Source organism: Bradyrhizobium sp. 62, assembly GCF_023073035.1.
In the GTDB taxonomy this organism is placed as follows: domain Bacteria; phylum Pseudomonadota; class Alphaproteobacteria; order Rhizobiales; family Xanthobacteraceae; genus Bradyrhizobium.
On sequence record NZ_JADPIT010000031.1, the window covers coordinates 146,778 to 162,705 of the forward strand.

The 15,928-nt window shown below is 64.9% G+C and carries 16 protein-coding genes and 1 pseudogene; 4 read left to right on the forward strand and 13 right to left on the reverse strand.

Annotated elements, in window-relative coordinates; all coding sequences use genetic code 11:
• Nucleotides 1-20 precede the first annotated feature (20 nt).
• The 3 genes from IVB47_RS28710 to IVB47_RS28720 all read right to left on the reverse strand — a co-directional run bounded on the left by IVB47_RS28710 (nt 21) and on the right by IVB47_RS28720 (nt 1,625).
• The gene (locus tag IVB47_RS28710) at nt 21-509 is read right to left on the reverse strand and encodes a VOC family protein (RefSeq protein ID WP_027568513.1); all 489 of its coding nucleotides are present in this window, start codon (nt 507-509) and stop codon (nt 21-23) included.
• A 42-nt stretch (nt 510-551) separates the two neighbouring features.
• Nucleotides 552-980 carry a VOC family protein gene (locus IVB47_RS28715; protein ID WP_247466328.1) on the reverse strand — a complete coding sequence of 143 codons (429 nt, stop codon included), beginning with the start codon at nt 978-980 and terminating at the stop codon, nt 552-554.
• A 132-nt stretch (nt 981-1,112) separates the two neighbouring features.
• Nucleotides 1,113-1,625, reverse strand: a complete 513-nt coding sequence (locus IVB47_RS28720; RefSeq protein WP_247399960.1) for a cupin domain-containing protein — start codon at nt 1,623-1,625, stop codon at nt 1,113-1,115.
• A 128-nt stretch (nt 1,626-1,753) separates the two neighbouring features.
• Here IVB47_RS28720 and IVB47_RS28725 point away from each other — a divergent pair, with 128 nt between their 5' ends.
• On the forward strand, nt 1,754-1,972 hold the full coding sequence (locus IVB47_RS28725) for a CsbD family protein (RefSeq protein WP_007606928.1): 219 nt from the start codon (nt 1,754-1,756) through the stop codon (nt 1,970-1,972).
• A gap of 69 nt (nt 1,973-2,041) precedes the next feature.
• Here the strand turns inward: IVB47_RS28725 and IVB47_RS28730 are convergent, their stop codons facing one another.
• The 5 genes from IVB47_RS28730 to ggt all read right to left on the reverse strand — a co-directional run bounded on the left by IVB47_RS28730 (nt 2,042) and on the right by ggt (nt 8,255).
• Nucleotides 2,042-2,506: an FKBP-type peptidyl-prolyl cis-trans isomerase gene (locus tag IVB47_RS28730; protein ID WP_007606926.1), complete on the reverse strand. Its 465-nt coding sequence runs from the start codon at nt 2,504-2,506 to the stop codon at nt 2,042-2,044.
• 60 nt (nt 2,507-2,566) lie between these two features.
• Nucleotides 2,567-4,858, reverse strand: a complete 2,292-nt coding sequence (locus IVB47_RS28735) for a xanthine dehydrogenase family protein molybdopterin-binding subunit (RefSeq protein ID WP_247466331.1) — start codon at nt 4,856-4,858, stop codon at nt 2,567-2,569.
• Between the two features lie 2 nt (nt 4,859-4,860).
• A complete protein-coding gene (locus IVB47_RS28740) occupies nt 4,861-5,877 on the reverse strand; it encodes a xanthine dehydrogenase family protein subunit M (protein WP_247466334.1) in 1,017 nt (338 codons plus the stop codon).
• A 4-nt stretch (nt 5,878-5,881) separates the two neighbouring features.
• Complete coding sequence (locus tag IVB47_RS28745; RefSeq protein WP_245287830.1) at nt 5,882-6,445, reverse strand: (2Fe-2S)-binding protein; 564 nt, start codon at nt 6,443-6,445, stop codon at nt 5,882-5,884.
• 223 nt (nt 6,446-6,668) lie between these two features.
• Nucleotides 6,669-8,255 (reverse strand): gamma-glutamyltransferase, encoded by a 1,587-nt coding sequence (gene ggt / locus IVB47_RS28750; RefSeq protein ID WP_247466337.1) that lies wholly within the window; start codon nt 8,253-8,255, stop codon nt 6,669-6,671.
• 184 nt (nt 8,256-8,439) lie between these two features.
• Between ggt and IVB47_RS28755 the strand changes: the two genes are divergently transcribed.
• Nucleotides 8,440-9,237: a rhodanese-related sulfurtransferase gene (locus IVB47_RS28755; protein WP_247466340.1), complete on the forward strand. Its 798-nt coding sequence runs from the start codon at nt 8,440-8,442 to the stop codon at nt 9,235-9,237.
• Nucleotides 9,227-9,445 (forward strand): SlyX family protein, encoded by a 219-nt coding sequence (locus IVB47_RS28760; RefSeq protein ID WP_007606917.1) that lies wholly within the window; start codon nt 9,227-9,229, stop codon nt 9,443-9,445. Before IVB47_RS28755 ends, IVB47_RS28760 begins: the two co-directional genes overlap by 11 nt.
• A gap of 6 nt (nt 9,446-9,451) precedes the next feature.
• On the opposite strand, the gene IVB47_RS28765 is transcribed toward IVB47_RS28760, so the two are convergent.
• The gene (locus IVB47_RS28765; RefSeq protein ID WP_247466342.1) at nt 9,452-11,356 is read right to left on the reverse strand and encodes a diguanylate cyclase; all 1,905 of its coding nucleotides are present in this window, start codon (nt 11,354-11,356) and stop codon (nt 9,452-9,454) included.
• A 171-nt stretch (nt 11,357-11,527) separates the two neighbouring features.
• A complete protein-coding gene (locus tag IVB47_RS28770) occupies nt 11,528-11,743 on the reverse strand; it encodes a hypothetical protein (protein WP_007595236.1) in 216 nt (71 codons plus the stop codon).
• Between the two features lie 110 nt (nt 11,744-11,853).
• Between IVB47_RS28770 and hemE the strand changes: the two genes are divergently transcribed.
• Nucleotides 11,854-12,888, forward strand: coding sequence for a uroporphyrinogen decarboxylase (gene hemE, locus IVB47_RS28775; RefSeq protein ID WP_247466345.1), 1,035 nt, complete (start codon nt 11,854-11,856; stop codon nt 12,886-12,888).
• Between the two features lie 218 nt (nt 12,889-13,106).
• Here the strand turns inward: hemE and hemC are convergent, their stop codons facing one another.
• The 3 genes and pseudogenes from hemC to IVB47_RS35585 all read right to left on the reverse strand — a co-directional run.
• Nucleotides 13,107-14,087 carry a hydroxymethylbilane synthase gene (gene hemC / locus IVB47_RS28780; protein WP_247466347.1) on the reverse strand — a complete coding sequence of 327 codons (981 nt, stop codon included), beginning with the start codon at nt 14,085-14,087 and terminating at the stop codon, nt 13,107-13,109.
• 25 nt (nt 14,088-14,112) lie between these two features.
• Complete coding sequence (locus IVB47_RS28785) at nt 14,113-15,738, reverse strand: choline dehydrogenase (RefSeq protein WP_027568502.1); 1,626 nt, start codon at nt 15,736-15,738, stop codon at nt 14,113-14,115.
• 53 nt (nt 15,739-15,791) lie between these two features.
• Nucleotides 15,792-15,928: pseudogene (locus IVB47_RS35585) on the reverse strand (TetR/AcrR family transcriptional regulator); the annotation flags it as partial.

Below are 15,928 nucleotides of genomic sequence, written 5' to 3' on the forward strand. Positions count from 1 at the left end.
ATGCGGCAAGGGCACGCCCTTCACGCCGCCGACTTGCCCTCGAACGCGCGGCGCAAGGTTTCCACGTCCAGCTTGACCATCTTCATCATGGCCTGCATAGCGCGTGCGGCAGCCGCCTTGTCGGGGCTGGAGAGGAATTCGAACATCACCTTCGGCACGACCTGCCAAGCCACGCCCCAGCGATCCCTGAGCCAGCCGCACTGCTCTTCCTTGCCGCCATGGGCCAGGAACGCATTCCAGACGCTGTCGACCTGGGCCTGATCGTCGCAATGGATCATCAGCGAGATCGCGTGGGTGTATTCCATTTTCATGCCGCCGTTGAGCGCGACCAAGGACTGTCCCGCCACCGAGAACTCGACGACGAGCACGGAGCCTTCCTTGCCGGACGGGCCATCTGAAACGTTGCGCTGAACATGCGTGATCGCCGAATTCGGCACGAGCGAGACGTAGAACTTCGCGGCTTCCTCGGCATCGCCGTTGAACCACATGCAGGGCACGAGCTTGGACATCGTGAATGCTCCTCTTCAGATTCTTGGTGTCGTGGGCTTAGATCAGGCGTTCGCCATGTCGGACTGCGCCGCGAAGGCTCCCATGTCCATCCAGTTCACGCCCCACATGTGGCCGTCCGGATCCTCGAAGCTGCGGCCGTACATGAAACTGTATTCGTCCTTCGGGCTGGGATCGGCGACCCCGCCTGCAGCCCCGGCCCTGCTGACGATATCGTCGACCTCGGTCCGGCTGTCCGCGGACAGGCAGAACAGCGCCTGGTTTGAGGTCTTTGCATCCGAGATCGGCTTCGGCGTGAACTGACGGAATTTTTCGTGGGTCGTCAGCATCGCGTAGATGGTCTCGGAAAAGACCATGCAGCTCGCCGTGTCGTCGCTGAATTGCGGGTTCCTGGTCGCACCGACCGCCTCGTAAAAGGCAGTGGCGCGCTTGAGGTCGGTCACAGGCAGATTGAGGAAAATCATCCTGGGCATCGGAGCTCCTTGGGCGGGGTTCTGCCCAAGGACGGACGGCCAAGCGGCGATCCGACACGGCTTCCGGATCTTTTTTTGGACCCTTACCTGCGAGGTTCTGTCGCACAGAACCCGCTGGCTTTCAGGCGCTCCTCACTTCTTCTCGTTCGGGTCGCGGTGAATGGGATCGACCCACAGCACGGTCTCGGGCTTCTCGACCGGCTCGATGTCGAGGTTGACCGCGACCGCCTCGCCATCGCTGCGCACCAGGACGCATTCCAGCACCTCGTCCGGGCTGGCGTTGATCTCCTGATGCGGCACATAGGGCGGGACGAAAATGAAGTCGCCGGGGCCGGCTTCCGCGGTGAATTGCAGGCTCTCGCCCCAGCGCATCCGCGCCTTGCCCCTCACCACGTAGATGACGCTTTCGAGATGGCCATGGTGATGCGCGCCGGTCTTGGCGTCGGGCTTGATGCTGACCGTGCCCGCCCACAATTTCTGCGCACCGACGCGCGCGAAATTGATCGCGGCCGCGCGGTCCATGCCCGCCGTCGACGGCACATTGGTATCGAGCTGGTTGCCGGGAATGACGCGCACGCCGTCATGTTTCCAGCGATCGTCGTGATCGTGGTCATGGTGGGAATGCGAATGGTCATGGCCGGTCATGAGACTTGCTTTCTGTTGGTTCCGTGTGCGGCAAACTAACCCAAAGCCGCGACATCGAGCCATAACAAAATCGGAACCCTCATAGCCGTCGGACGTTGTCCTAGCGAGCAAAACGCGAGGAGAGTTTCATGGGTAGCACGACCGACAAGATCAAGGGCACCGCAAACGAGGCAATGGGCAAGGCCAAGCAGGGCGTCGGTGAAGCCACCGGGTCCGAGCGCCTGAAAGGTGAAGGTGCGGTCCAGGAAGTGAAGGGCAAGGGCCAGCAGGCCATGGGCGACGCCAAGGATGCCGCGAAGGACGCGGTCGATCGCGCCGCGGCCGCAGCCAAGCGCGCGACGGAATAAGACGAGATGACACCGTCGCATTGAAAGCGAAAAGACCGGCCGAGAGGCCGGTCTTTTTTGTTTGCGGGCTTACTTCACCCCGAGCAATTCCACGTCGAACATCAGCGTCGCGTTCGGCGGGATCACGCCGCCTGCGCCGCGGGCGCCATAGCCGAGTTGCGGTGGAATGATCAGCGTCCGCTTGCCGCCGACCTTCATGGAGGCAACGCCCTCGTCCCAGCCGGCGATGACGCGGCCCTTGCCGATCGGGAATTCGAACGGCTCGTTGCGGTCGACCGACGAGTCGAATTTCTTGCCCTTCTGGCCGTTCTCGTAGAGCCAGCCGGTGTAGTGCATCACGCAGATCTGGCCGGGCTTGGGTGAAGCGCCGGTGCCGGCGACGCTGTCGGTGATCTGCAAACCTGAAGCTGTGGTCATGGTCTTCCCTGCGGTCTGGGCCGAGGCCGTGGTGGAAACGAAATCGGACACGCCGGCGATCACGGTGATCGCGAGTGCCGACATGATGGCGAGGAGCACGCGCTGTAAACGCTGCATAAGAGACCTTCCGTTTGAGGCGCAAGGTGTCTAGCGCAACGCCGACGCCGTTTCCACCCCTCACACCTCGATATTTTCGAGCCGCACGGGCAGCTTGCGGATGCGCTGGCCCGTGGCGTGATAGATCGCATTGCAGATCGCCGCATTGGTGCCGACATTGGCGAGCTCGCCGAGACCCTTCACGCCTGCCGGGTTGATGTGATCGTCCTGCTCGGAAAGCAGAATCACCTCGACGCCGGGCACGTCGGCATTCACGGGCACCAGATAGTCGGCAAGATTGTCGTTGACGTAGCGCGCATTGCGCTCGTCGATCTCGGTGGCCTCCAGCAGCGCCGAGGACATGCCCCAGATCAGGCCGCCCATGAGCTGGCTGCGCGCCGTGCGCGGATTCATGATGCGGCCCGCCGCGAACGCTCCGACCAGCCGGGGGCAGCGGATTTCATGGGTAAAGCGGTTGATGCGGACCTCGACGAACTCGGCACCGAAGGCATAGGCGATCTTGTCCTTCATCTGATGGCCACCGACGAGCCGCGCGTGCCCGTTGTGCATCGCCGTGAAGGAATCCAGCGGCGCGCCTTCGGGCTTCCACTCGCCATATTCCTCGACGATACCGACGCCGAGCGCGTCGAAGGCCTTCTCGAGATCGAGTGGACGATCGCTCTGCGCGGCCTGCGTGCTCGGCGCCTGGCTGATGCCGACAGTCTCCTTGGCCTTGTCGGCGAGACTGTCGCTCGGCATCACGGCCTTGAACAGCCTTTGGCGAATCCGGTCGCACACCATCATCACCGCCGAGCAGGTGCTGGCAGTCGAGTTCGAACCGCCGGCAACAGGCGCCGGCGGCAGATCGCTGTCACCCAGAAAGACCGCGACCTTCTCCAGGGGTACGCCGAGCCGCTCGGCCGCGGTCTGGGCGATGACGGTATACGCACCGGTGCCGATCTCGTGACCGGCGATCTCGACCCGGGTACGGCCGTCACGCTGGAGGCGAACGCGCGCGGCAGAGGGCGCCATCTGCGTCGGATAGCAGGTGGCGGCACAGCCATAGCCGACCAGCCAGTCGCCGTCCGACATCGATTTCGGCTGCGGCGAACGCTGCGACCAGCCGAACGCCTTCGCGGCCTCGTCGAAGCACGCCATCAATGACCGCGATGTATAGGGCTTGCCGCCGATCGGCTCGACGGTGGTGTCGTTGATGCGGCGGAGCTCGACGGGGTCCATGTTCAGCTTCACCGCGAGCTCGTCCATCGCGCTCTCCAGCGCGAAGAGATACGGCACCTCCGGCGGTGAACGCATGAAGCCCGGCGTGTTGCGGTCGGCGCGCACGATCGAGACCAGACTGGCGACGTTCGGGCAGGCATAGAGCCGCGTCGTGGTCTTGGTGCCGCCGACGCAATAGGCATCCGGACGCGACGAAACCTCCGCGCCGTCGTGCCTCAAGGCCACCAGCTTGCCGTCCCGTCCCGCACCAAGCTTGATCGCATGGCGCGTCTCGGCGCGATGGGTGGCGATGGTGAAACCCTGGTCGCGGGTCGGCACCAGCTTGATCGGCCGGTTCAGGCGTTTGGCAATGCTGGCGATGATGGCGGTCCGCGGCGTCATCGAGCCGCGCGAACCAAAGCCGCCGCCGACATAGGGATTGACGACACGGACCTTGTCGGCGTCGATGCCGAGCTGCTCGGCGACACCGTTCTTCAGGCCGTAGACATACTGGCTGCCCTCGTAGATGACGAGCTCGTCGCCCATCCAGGCGCAGCTCGTCGTAAACAGCTCCATCGGATTGTGGTGCTGGGTCGGCGTTTCATAGGAGGCGGTGAGCTTGACCTCGGCCGCGTCGAACGCCTTGGCGAAATCGCCGACCTCCGGGTCTTCCTTGAATTGTGCATTCTGTCCCTTTGCCGCTGCCGTGGTGGTCCCCGGCGAGTCGAAGCTCGCACTCGGCATTACGGCCGTGTAGCTGACCTTGACGCGATTGGCGGCCTCGCGCGCCGCCTCGTAACTCTCGGCGATGACGACGGCGATGATCTGGCCGTCATGGGCGATGTCGGCCGATTTCAGCGGCTGGATCGTGGTGCCGGCATAGCCGCCATTGCTGAACAGTTTCGATTCCTTCAGCTTCGGGACGTTCTCGTGCGTGACGATGTCGATCACGCCGCGGACCCGCCTGGCATCGTCGAGATCGAAACTGTCGATGCGGCCCTTGGCGATGGCGCTGGTGACCAGGAATGCGTAGGCAGGATTGTCGAGCGGCATGTCGGACGCATATGTCGCCCGGCCCGTGACCTTTGCGGCCGCATCATAGCGCGGCACGGGCCGGCCCATGTTTGCTTTCGGCTCGGGAGCTGCAGCGGTCATGATCAGATCTCCATCGTTACGGCCTGCTGGAGCGCGCGCGCCACCACGCGCTTGCCGAGCGCGATCTTGAAGCTGTTGTGCCGGCGGCCCCTGGCGTCCGCAAACGCGGCATCGGCCACACGCTTCGTCAGACCGTCGTCGAATTTCTGTCCCTTCAGCAGCGCCTCCGCCTCGCGGGCCCGCCACGGCACGGTGGCGACGCCGCCGAGCGCGACACGCGCGTCCCTGATCGTGCCGTCCTGCACGTCGAGCGCGACCGCAGCCGACGACAGCGCGAACTCGTAGGACTGCCGGTCGCGCGCCTTGAGATATACCGAGCGCGGCCAGCGGCCGTGAATGGAGAACGCAGAGATCAGCTCATCGGGCCGAAGTGTGGTCTCGATCTCGGGCGTCCTGCCGGGTGCCTTGTGCAAATCTGCGAACGGCAGGTTGCGCGTGCCGGACTTGCTGGTGATCTCGACCATCGCATCGAGCGCGATCAGCGCCTGGGCAAAATCGCCGGGATAGGTCGCGATGCACTGATCGGACGTACCCAGCACCGCATGCATGCGATTGACGCCATCCATGGCGGCACAGCCCGAGCCAGGATTGCGCTTGTTGCAATTCTCATAGGAGACATCACGGAAATAGCTGCAACGCGTTCGCTGCATCACATTGCCGCCGAGCGTCGCCATGTTGCGCAGCTGGGCGCTGGCGGCGAGCTTCAGGGAATTCGCGATCACCGGGTAGTTGCGCTGGATCTCGGCATGCGCGGCCACGTCGGACATCTTGGCGAGCGCGCCCAGCCGTAAGCCGTCACTGCCGGGCTCGATCGCCGACCAGCCCCGCGCCAGCGGACTGATATCGACAATCGCCGCGGGCCGCATCACGTCCAGCTTCATCAGGTCGATCAGCGTGGTGCCGCCCGCGAGCGGCTGCGCCGTAGCCTTGGTCAGCGGATTGTTCGCGGCCGCGGCAGCGCTGAGCACCTGCACGGCCATGTCGGGGTCTGTTGCCCTTTGATACGAAAACGGTCGCATGCGCCTAGCCTTTCATGATCTCGGGCGCGGCCTGCTTCACGGCGGCGACGATATTGGGGTAGGCGGCGCAGCGGCAGATGTTGCCGCTCATGTATTCGCGGATGTCGGCCTCGCTGCCCGCATGCCCCTCCTTGACGCAGGCCACGGCGGACATGATCTGGCCCGGCGTACAATAGCCGCATTGAAACGCGTCGTTGTCGACGAAGGCCTGCTGCATCGGATGCAGATGATCGTCGGTGGCAAGGCCTTCGATCGTGGTGATCTCCTGCCCCTCGGCCGCCAGCGCGAGCGTCAGGCACGACACCACGCGTCGATCGTCGATCAGGACCGTGCAGGCACCACATTGGCCGTGGTCGCAGCCCTTTTTGCTGCCGGTGAGCTTGAGATGCTCCCGCAGCGCGTCGAGCACCGTCGTGCGCGCGTCGATGTGCAGGCGCTTGTCCTTGCCATTGACCCGCAGCGTGACATCGACAGGGAGCACCGGATCCTGAGCGGTCGACGCGCTCGCATCCTGCGCGGCCGCGCGCGCCGTCATGGGGACCAGCGCAGTGCCGGCGGCGCCGGCCATGAACGCGCGCCGATCGAACCCGGACGGTCCTGAACCTGGTTTTTCCGACATGGGAGGGCCTCCGCCGCTTGGAGCAAAAGCAGCGCACGCCTGCACCGCTCATCGGCCCTTAACCTGAAGCAATGAACTCCGTTCCGAACGAGAAAGGGCGACGCAGCAAATGCCGCGTCGCCTCTGCGTCAACTTTTCCTGATCTTGCGCGGGGAACTCCGTCCCGCGGGGGTCAATATCCGAGCGCGCAACCATCCTTGCGCGGATCGGAACCGCCGGTGAGCGTGCCCTTGTCCCAGTCGATCCAGATCGCCTGCGCGCCGCCGAGCGGACTGACGACGCTGGTGGTCTTGTGGCCGAGCTTCTTCAGGCCTTCGACGATATTGGCCGGCACGCTGTCCTCGAGCTGGTATTGGCCTTCGTAGTGCAGGCCGCGCGGCATATCGATCGCCTCCTGCACGTCGCAGCCATAATCGACGATGTTGGTCACCACATGGGTCTGGCCAACCGGCTGATACTGTCCGCCCATCACCGCGAATGGCATCACGGAACGGCCGCCCTTGGTGAGCAGGCTCGGCATGATCGTGTGCAGCGGGCGCTTGCCGCCGGCGATGCAATTCGGATGGCCGGGCTGGATGCGGAAGCCGCCCGCGCGGTTCTGGAGCAGAACCCCGGTCTTGTTCGAGACGATCGCCGAGCCGAAGGAATGCGCGACCGAGTTGATGAACGAGCAGACGTTGCGGTCCTTGTCCACGACAGTGATGTAGATGGTCGAGGGATTCATCGGCGGCGCGACGTTCGGCAGGTCGAGCATGCCGTCCATGCGGATCTTGTCGATGTGCTCGTTGCAGTATTCCTTGGCGAGGATCTTGGCGACCTCGACCTGCATATGCTCGGGATCGGCGACATGCAGCTCGCGATGCATGTAGGCGATGCGCGCGGCCTCGGCTTCGAGGTGGAAGCGCTCGATGCTGAGCGGCGCGTATTTCGTCAGGTCGAACCGCGACAGGATGTTCAACATCAGCAGCATGGTGAGGCCGGGTCCGTTCGGCGGGCACTGCCAGACGTCGTAGCCCTTGTACATGGTGCCGATCGGCGTCGTCGTCTCGGTGGTGTGCGCGGCGAAATCGTCGAGCGTGTGCAGGCCGCCGATTCCGCGCAGGGTCTCCACCATGTCTTCCGCGATCGGGCCCTTGTAGAAGGCGTCGCGGCCGTCCTTGCCGATCGCCCGCAGCGTCTTGCCGAGCTCGGCCTGGCGGATGACGTCGCCGGCCACCGGCGGCTTGCCGTGCGGCAGCAGATAGCGCTCGGTGTTGGTGCCACCCTTCAACTTCTCGAACTGGTTCTTCCAGTCGAAGGCGATGCGAGGGGCGACGACGTAGCCTTCCTCGGCCGCCTTGATCGCGGGCTGCAGCAGCCGGTCGAAGCCGAACTTGCCGTGATCGCGCAAAACGGTCGCAAAGGCGTCTATCACGCCGGGGATCGAGACCGCATGCGCCGAGGTCAGCGGCACGGAGTTGATCTTGCGCTCGAGATACCAGTCGGCGTTCGCCGCCTTCGGCGCGCGCCCCGAGCCGTTATAGGCGATGATCTTGCCCTCGCCGCGCGGCTGGATCAGCGCAAAGCAGTCGCCGCCGATGCCGGTCGATTGCGGCTCGATCACGCCGAGAATGGCCGAACCCGCGACGGCCGCGTCCACCGCCGTGCCGCCCTCGCGCAGCACCTCGATCGCGGCGAGCGACGCCTGCGGATGCGAGGTCGCCACCATCGCGTTGGTGGCGTGGACCGTGGACCTGCCGGGGAAATGGAAGTTTCTCATCGAATCTTTGCTCTCATTGGGCGGATGGCGCGGATGGCGCACCGGCTCGGAAAACCGGGCCTACATGACACATTCCGGCCGGCCGGGGCAATGCTGGCATGCCAGGGAAATGGCTGCCATCCGCTGGGAATAGAGCTGCTCGTTGCGGGTTTTCCGGGCTGGCTCCGCCTGCTAAACGGGCGCCATGATTTGCAAGGTCGCCGCCTTCTACCAATTCGCCGCCCTGCCCGATTACCGCGAGCTGCGCGAGCCGCTGCGCGCGTTCTGCGTCGGCCTGGCGTTGAAGGGCAGCGTGCTGCTCGCGCAGGAGGGCATCAACGGCACCGTCGCGGGCCCGGGCGAGGCGATCGAAGCGCTCACCCATGAGCTCGCGCACGGCGACATGTTCAGCGGCAGGTTGAACAATCTCGAACTGAAGTTCTCGACCGCCGAGACAATGCCGTTCGGCCGGCTCAAGGTGCGGCTGAAAAAGGAGATCGTCACGCTCGGTGACGAAACCGCCGATCCGACGCGGCAGGTCGGCACCTATGTCAATGCGAGCGAATGGAACGCGCTCATCGCGGCGCCCGACACGCTGGTGCTCGACACCAGGAACGCCTTCGAGGTGGCGATGGGGACGTTCGACGGCGCGCTCGATCCGGGCATCAGGAGTTTTGGCCAGTTCAAGGATTTTGCGGCTGAGCAGCTCGATCCCGCCAAACACCGCAAAATCGCGATGTTCTGCACCGGCGGCATCCGCTGCGAGAAGGCGAGCGCGCATTTGCTCGCGCGCGGCTTTGCCGAGGTCTATCACCTCAAGGGCGGCATTCTCAAATATCTGGAAGAGGTGCCGGAGGCCGAGAGCCGCTGGCGCGGCGAATGCTTCGTGTTCGACGAGCGCGTCGCGCTCGGCCATGGTTTGCAGCAACTTGGTTTGCAACAACTTGGTTTGCAAGAATGTGGATTGCGCGAACGGGACAAGGACGCGGCACGTGACGAATGAGATCAAGACGCTCGGCGAGCGCATCGACACGCTGGAGACGCGCCTCGCCTATCAGGACGACGCGATCGAGACGCTGAACCAGACCATCACCGCGCAGTGGAAGCAGATCGACGCGCTGACGCGGAGAATCGCAGAGCTCGGCGAGCGGCTGCAGGAGGCCGAGGCGAATGCGCCGGGAGCCGCCAATGAGCGTCCGCCGCATTATTGAGCGGGGTTACTGACCGGACGCCTTGAGCAGGAGGTTGCTCACCTCGCCCGACATCATCAGCCGGTTGCGCCCGGCCTCCTTGGAGGCATAGAGCGCCTGGTCGGCGGCCTCGATCAGCGAGACTACGCCGGCGGTGCGCTCCAGCGCCGGCCGGCAAGCAGCACCGCCGAGCGAAGCGGTGACGCAGCCAGCCACATGGTTGCTGGTGTGAACCAGGCCCGCATCACGGATCGCCCGTCGAATCCGGTCGCCGATCAGGGCACAGCCCGCAGCGTCGGTGTTCGGCAGCAGCATGGCGAACTCCTCGCCGCCGTAGCGCGCCGCCAGATCGCCGGAACGATGCATCTCGGCGGCGATGATCTGGGCTACCTGCCGGAGGCAGGCATCGCCGGCGGGATGGCCGTATTCGTCGTTGTAAGACTTGAAGTGGTCGACGTCGATCATCAGCAAAGAGAGGCTTGAGCGCTCGCGATAGGCACGCGCCCACTCCTCCTTCAATCGTTCATCGAAGCGGCGGCGATTGGCGAGCCCGGTGAGGCTGTCCTCGATCGCGAGCGTTTCCAGCCGGGTCTCGAGCTTCTTCTGCTCGGTGATGTCGCGCGAGATCGCGACCACGCCGTCGACGCGGCCATTCTCCTTGCGGGTCACCCGCATGGTCGATTCGAGCCAGACTTCGGCGTTCTGCCGGTGCGCGTTGCGATAGGTGACGCGCACCTCCTCCTTCTCGCCGCGTTTCATGGCGTCGACGAGAGCCTGCACCTGCGGCCGGTCGTCCGCGTGAATGCCGGCGAGCGCGAGGGTACCGATCAGCTGATTGGCGCGCCAGCCGACGACGCCAATCGACGATGGCGAGACATAGCGCAACCGCTCGTCGAGGCCGATCCGCGTGACCATGTCGCTGGAGCCTTCGGCAAGAAGTCGGAAATGCGCTTCTTTCTCGACCAGCGCGGCCGCCATGCTCTGGCCCCGTTGCAACTGCCGCACCAGCACCGCACCAATGATCGCGATCAGCATGACCAGCGCGAGCACGTAGAGCATGCGAGAGGTCGCCGCAGAGCGCCAGGGCGCCAGCAGTTCGGCCTTATCGACGGTGGCGAGCAGGACCAGCGGATAGCGGCCAGAGCGCTTGAAGAAGCTGACCCGGTCGGCGCCGTCGAGCGGCGACTTGAAATGATAGGCGCCGCCCGGCCGCTGCAGGCTGGCGTCGCGGAACAGCGGCGTATCGGCAACGCTGCGACCGACGAACCTGTCGTTGCTCGGGTTGCGCGCGATGATCAGGCCGTCGCCGTGCGTCAACGCCACCGAGCTGTTGCGGCCGATCTCGAACTGTTCGTAGAAATGCGAGAGATATCCCGAGCTGATGGTCGCGAGCACCACGCCACCGAAGCTGCCGTCGAGCTTGTTGAAACGGCGCGACAAGGTGACGACCCATTCGCCGTCGAGCAGGCTCTTCACGGGCCGGCCGACATGGGGCTCCCGTTTCGGCGAGAGCTGGTGATAACGGAAGAACGCGTCGTCGTTGAGGGTCGAGCCGATCGTGCCGGGCGAGGTCAACCAGTTGCCGCGGTCGTCGATGATGGCGAGGCTGTGGATGCGCTCTATCGCCTTCTTGCGCGCCTCCAGCAGGGTTCTGAGCTTGGCGATCGTGGCCGGCTCGGCGCCGTCCATCTCCAGCCGGCTGACGACGCCGACGACGCCTGAATCCAGCAGATCGAGGCTGTCCTCGGCATGCTGCGTCAGCGAGCGAGCAACATTCGCCATCTCGGTCTCGGCACCCTTGAGCACCGCGTCGCGCGCCGCCCATTCCCGCCAGCCGCTGACGCCGAGAATGGCCACGCAGGTCAGCGCCACGAACGCAGCTGCCCGCAGCGGCAGGCGGCTCCATCCGGCTCTTTGGGTCACAGCGCTCATGCAGCAGAAATCTCCGATCGCCGGAACTTCTGCCGCTTCTGTTATTGAACTCTGAAACGTCGGGATAAATATGCAGTGATGTCCCCGGTTTTCCGTAGTCGTACGGACGCCGGACTCAGCGCATCGCTAACAAGGCATTAGCAAACCTATCGGAATCCGGCGCACCCGCCGCTAGCTGAAGATGGCCTTAACCTTGTCCCAGAGCGAGGGATTGTCGGCCTCCGCATCGGCCTTCGAGGGCGTCGGCTGGGCGGCGCTCACGGGATCGGATGCCGGGAAGGTATCCTTCAGCCCGGCGTCGAGCTTGGCGTGGCGGTCGGCGGCGAGGGCTTCGTGCAGATCGTCGGCGTGCTTGTCATGCGGCGCGGGGTTGAATGTCTCAGCCATGGTCTCGTCCTCCGTTGGCTGGTCAACGCGGTCCAATTGCGCTTGGTTCCCCTGTTCCGCTTCGGGCCGTGGCGGTGTATCAGGAGCCGTAACCATCTTTAGGACCGTTCGTGCCCCAGTCTGCGACAAAACCCTTCATCGACGTCCTCTCCGGCCAGCGGCAGGTCGTTCCGCCGGCCTGGATGATGCGGCAGGCCGGCCGTTACTTGCCGGAATATCGCGAGGTGCGCGCCAGGGCCGGCGGTTTCCTCGACCTCTGCTTCAACCCGGAGCTTGCCGCGGAGGTGACGCTGCAACCGATCCGGAGGTTCGGCTTCGATGCGGCGATCATCTTCTCCGACATCCTGGTGATCCCCTATGCGCTCGGTCGTTCCGTGCGCTTCGAGGTCGGCGAGGGTCCGCGGCTCGAACCGCTGGATGATCCCGCCAAGGTCGCGACACTGGCGACGCAAGCCGATTTCGGCAAGCTCGCGCCGGTGTTCGAGGCCCTCAAGATCGTGCGCGGGGCGCTCGATCCCAGGATCGCGCTGATCGGCTTCTGCGGTGCGCCGTGGACGGTAGCGACCTACATGGTCGCCGGCCAGGGCACGCCCGACCAGGCGCCGGCGCGGATGATGGCCTACCGGCATCCGGAGGCGTTCGCAGCTATCATCGACGTGCTGGTCAAGAACTCGATCGAATATCTGCTGGCGCAGCTTGCGGCCGGCGCCAACGCCTTGCAGATCTTCGACACCTGGGCCGGCGTGCTGCCACCCGCCGAATTCGCGCGCTGGTCGATCGAGCCGACGCGGCGCATCGTCGAAGGCGTGCGCGCCAAGATGCCGGACGCGAAGATTATCGGCTTTCCGCGCGGTGCCGGTGCGCAACTGCCCGGGTTCGTCGAGGCGACCGGCGTCAACGCGGTCAGCATCGACTGGACCGCGGAGCCGGCCTTCATCCGCGAGCGCGTGCAGAGCAAGGTCGCGGTTCAGGGCAATCTCGATCCGCTGGTGCTGATCACAGGCGGCGCGGCGCTCGACCGCGCGGTCGACAACACGCTGGCGAATTTTGCGCAAGGGCGGTTCATCTTCAATCTCGGCCACGGCATCCAGCCGGAAACACCGATCGCCCATGTCGAGCAGATGCTGAAGCGCGTGCGGGGCTGATTTATTTTGCGCCTGGGGAGCGGGAAAACAAAAAAGTGCGAAAACAACCCCATGCACAGTAGAGAGGCCACGCCCGATCAATGACTTAGGGCGGACCGAAATCAGGTGCGCCGTCATCACATCAGGTCGCGCCAACATTTGACCCGTCGGGCAAAACAGGCGCATGATGCCATCATCGCAGCGCTGTCCCCCTCGTCATTGCGAACCTGCGGGAAAACTTACCGCGGCCGACTGCGCTCGATGATCTCGGCGGCGCCCCTGGCCAGCAGATCCAGTCCTACCGCACGGCCGAGTTCGCGGGGACGATTGGCGGGACCCGAACGCAAGGCTTCGATGATGGTGTTGCCGGAGAGATCGAGCACGGACGCGATGAGCGACATCTGATCGCCCGCAATGGTCGAAAAGCCCGCCACCGGCGAATTGCAATGGCCGTTCAGCACCCACAGCACTTCGCGCTCGGCATCGGCGCAGGCGTGAGCAGCGGGATCGTCGATCGATGCGAGGATGCGACGCGTCTGCCAGTCCTGTGCCGCGCATTCGACCGCGACGATGCCCTGCCCCGCTGCCGGCAGCATTTCCGCCGCGGAGAATTCGTAGCCGACGCGATGGGAAAGGCCGACGCGGTCGAGGCCGGACCGCGCCATGATCAGCGCGTCCGCAGGCCCCACCGCGTCGCCATCCGGCAGGCGCTGCTTCTCGCCATTGTCGAGTTTCCGCACGCGCGTGTCGGCGGCGCCGCGGAAGTGGATGATCTCGACGTCGGGAAACAATCGCCGCGCGTAGGCGGCGCGGCGGACCGCGTTGGTGCCGATCTTGAAACCCTTGCCACGCGATTGGCGCAATGCCTCCAGCGTCACGCTGTTGCGCAGGACTAGTGCGTCATTGGGAGGATCGCGCGAGAGCGTGGCGCCGATCACGAGGCCGGGCGTGTCTTCGTTGCCGGGCATGTCCTTCAGCGAATGCATCGCCGCATGGAGCTCGCCCGACAGCACGGCGGCGCGGATCTGCGCCACGAAGGCACCGCCCTTGCCGCCATGGGGCAGCAGCTTGCTGGTCTGGTCGAGATCGCCCGTGGTGTCGAACTTGACGATCTCGACGTCGAGATCGGGCATGGCAGCGGTCAGGCGGCGCGCGATCTCTTCCGTCTGTGCCAGCGCCATCGCGCTCTTGCGTGTGCCGATCTTGAATCGCGTAGCCAAGCCCAAATCCTCTCAAGACGCGAGTTTACCGCGCATCCTCCAATATCATGTCGGAGGCCTTTTCGGCGATCATGATGATCGGCGCGTTGGTGTTCCCCGACACGAGATCGGGCATGATCGAGCCGTCGACGATTCGGAGGCCTTCGAGGCCCCTCACCTTCAGCCGCTGATCGACCACCGCGAGCGCATCATTGCCCATACGACAGGTCGAGGTCGGATGGTAGATGGTGCTGCCCCGCTCACGGCAATAATCCAGCAGCTCGGCATCCGTGGATACCTTCGCTCCGGGATCGTACTCGTCGACCACGAACGGCTTCAGCGCCGGTGCATGCAATATGTTGCGCAGGATCTTCAGGCCTTCCACGTTGGTGGTGCGGTCGGTCTCGGTCGACATGTAGTTGATGCGGATCTCCGGCGGCACTGTCGGGTCAGCGCTCTTGATGCGCAAGGACCCGCGGCTTTCGGGACGGAGCTGGCACACCGACGCCGTGAAGCCGGAGAAACCATGAAGCTTCTCGCCCATCTTGTCGGTCGAGAACGGCAGGAAATGGACCTGGATGTCCGGCGAGGCCAGCCGCGGACTGGTCTTGAAGAAGGCGCCCGCCGTGCCGGCCGCGATCGTCAGCCAGCCTTTGCGAAACAGCGCATAGCGCGCGCCGGCCATCGTGCGGCGGAGCGGATGATTGACGGTGTCGTTCAGCGTGATCTTCTGCGAGCAGCGCATCACGATGCGGACCTGCATGTGGTCCTGGAGATCGTGCCCGACGCCGGGCGCGTCCAGCACGACATCGATGCCGTGCTTGCGCAGGAGGTCGCCGGGTCCGACCCCGGAGAGCTGGAGCAGCTGCGGCGAGTTGTAGGCGCCGCTCGACAGCACGACCTCCTTGCGCGCGCGGGCGCGGCGCAAAGTGGCGCCCTGACGGTATTCAACGCCGGCCGCGCGGCGGCCCTCGAACAGCACGCGCTGGCCGAGCGCGCCAGTTTCGATCTTGAGATTGCCGCGGGCCTTGGCGGGGCCGAGATAGGCCACCGCCGTCGAGGCGCGGCGGCCATTGCGGGTCGTGGTCTGGAACAGGCCGACACCTTCCTGCGTGGCGCCGTTGAAATCAGGATTGTAGGGCAGGCCGGTCTCGACCGCGGCGTCGATGAAGGCCTTCGACAGCGGATCGGTCACGACCATGTTGGACACCGGCAGCGGGCCACCGCTGCCGTGATATTGATCGGCGCCGCGCGACTGGTTCTCGGCCTTCTTGAAATAGGGCAGCACGTCGTCATAGCCCCAGCCGGCGTTGCCGCGCTGACGCCATCTGTCGTAATCCTCGTGCTGACCGCGGACATAGAGCAGACCGTTGATCGAGCTAGATCCGCCCAGCGTCTTGCCGCGCGGCTGGAACACCTGGCGGCCCTTCAGCTCGGGCTCCGGCTCGGTCTGGTACATCCAGTTGACGGTCTTTTCCTTGAACAGCTTGCCGTAGCCGAGCGGCACGTGGATCCAGATGTTGGAATCCTTCGGGCCTGCCTCGAGCAGCAGCACGCTGTGCTTGCCGTTCGCCGACAGCCGGTTGGCGAGCACGCAGCCCGCAGAGCCGGCACCGACGATGATGTAGTCGAATTCCGGATCGGAGGGCGTCAGGGAGGAAGTTGCGATCATGCGCTACTGTTCTTTTTGTTGGTGTGGGCGTTTCCAATCATCCCTTAGCACGATCATGCAGCGACGCGCAGCGCCTCGACCAGCGACCTGAACGCACGGGCATATTCCGCACCCGCCCTTGCGATATCGGCGCGTCCGGCGCAGGCGACGGCGGCCTCCGTCACCGCGCCGAGCAGCAGCCGGGCCAGCG

Excerpts from the sequence above, each read along its gene's own strand:
- IVB47_RS28715 (WP_247466328.1), bottom strand. The coding sequence starts at position 980 with ATGCCCAGGATGATTTTCCTCAATCTGCCTGTGACCGACCTCAAGCGC.
- IVB47_RS28725 (WP_007606928.1), top strand. The coding sequence starts at position 1,754 with ATGGGTAGCACGACCGACAAGATCAAGGGCACCGCAAACGAGGCAATG.
- IVB47_RS28740 (WP_247466334.1), bottom strand. The coding sequence starts at position 5,877 with ATGCGACCGTTTTCGTATCAAAGGGCAACAGACCCCGACATGGCCGTG.
- IVB47_RS28765 (WP_247466342.1), bottom strand. The coding sequence starts at position 11,356 with ATGAGCGCTGTGACCCAAAGAGCCGGATGGAGCCGCCTGCCGCTGCGG.
- IVB47_RS28710 (WP_027568513.1), bottom strand. The coding sequence starts at position 509 with ATGTCCAAGCTCGTGCCCTGCATGTGGTTCAACGGCGATGCCGAGGAA.
- IVB47_RS28785 (WP_027568502.1), bottom strand. The coding sequence starts at position 15,738 with ATGATCGCAACTTCCTCCCTGACGCCCTCCGATCCGGAATTCGACTAC.
- IVB47_RS28770 (WP_007595236.1), bottom strand. The coding sequence starts at position 11,743 with ATGGCTGAGACATTCAACCCCGCGCCGCATGACAAGCACGCCGACGAT.
- IVB47_RS28720 (WP_247399960.1), bottom strand. The coding sequence starts at position 1,625 with ATGACCGGCCATGACCATTCGCATTCCCACCATGACCACGATCACGAC.
- IVB47_RS28745 (WP_245287830.1), bottom strand. The coding sequence starts at position 6,445 with ATGGCCGGCGCCGCCGGCACTGCGCTGGTCCCCATGACGGCGCGCGCG.
- IVB47_RS28730 (WP_007606926.1), bottom strand. The coding sequence starts at position 2,506 with ATGCAGCGTTTACAGCGCGTGCTCCTCGCCATCATGTCGGCACTCGCG.
- IVB47_RS28755 (WP_247466340.1), top strand. The coding sequence starts at position 8,440 with ATGATTTGCAAGGTCGCCGCCTTCTACCAATTCGCCGCCCTGCCCGAT.
- IVB47_RS28735 (WP_247466331.1), bottom strand. The coding sequence starts at position 4,858 with ATGACCGCTGCAGCTCCCGAGCCGAAAGCAAACATGGGCCGGCCCGTG.
- ggt (WP_247466337.1), bottom strand. The coding sequence starts at position 8,255 with ATGAGAAACTTCCATTTCCCCGGCAGGTCCACGGTCCACGCCACCAAC.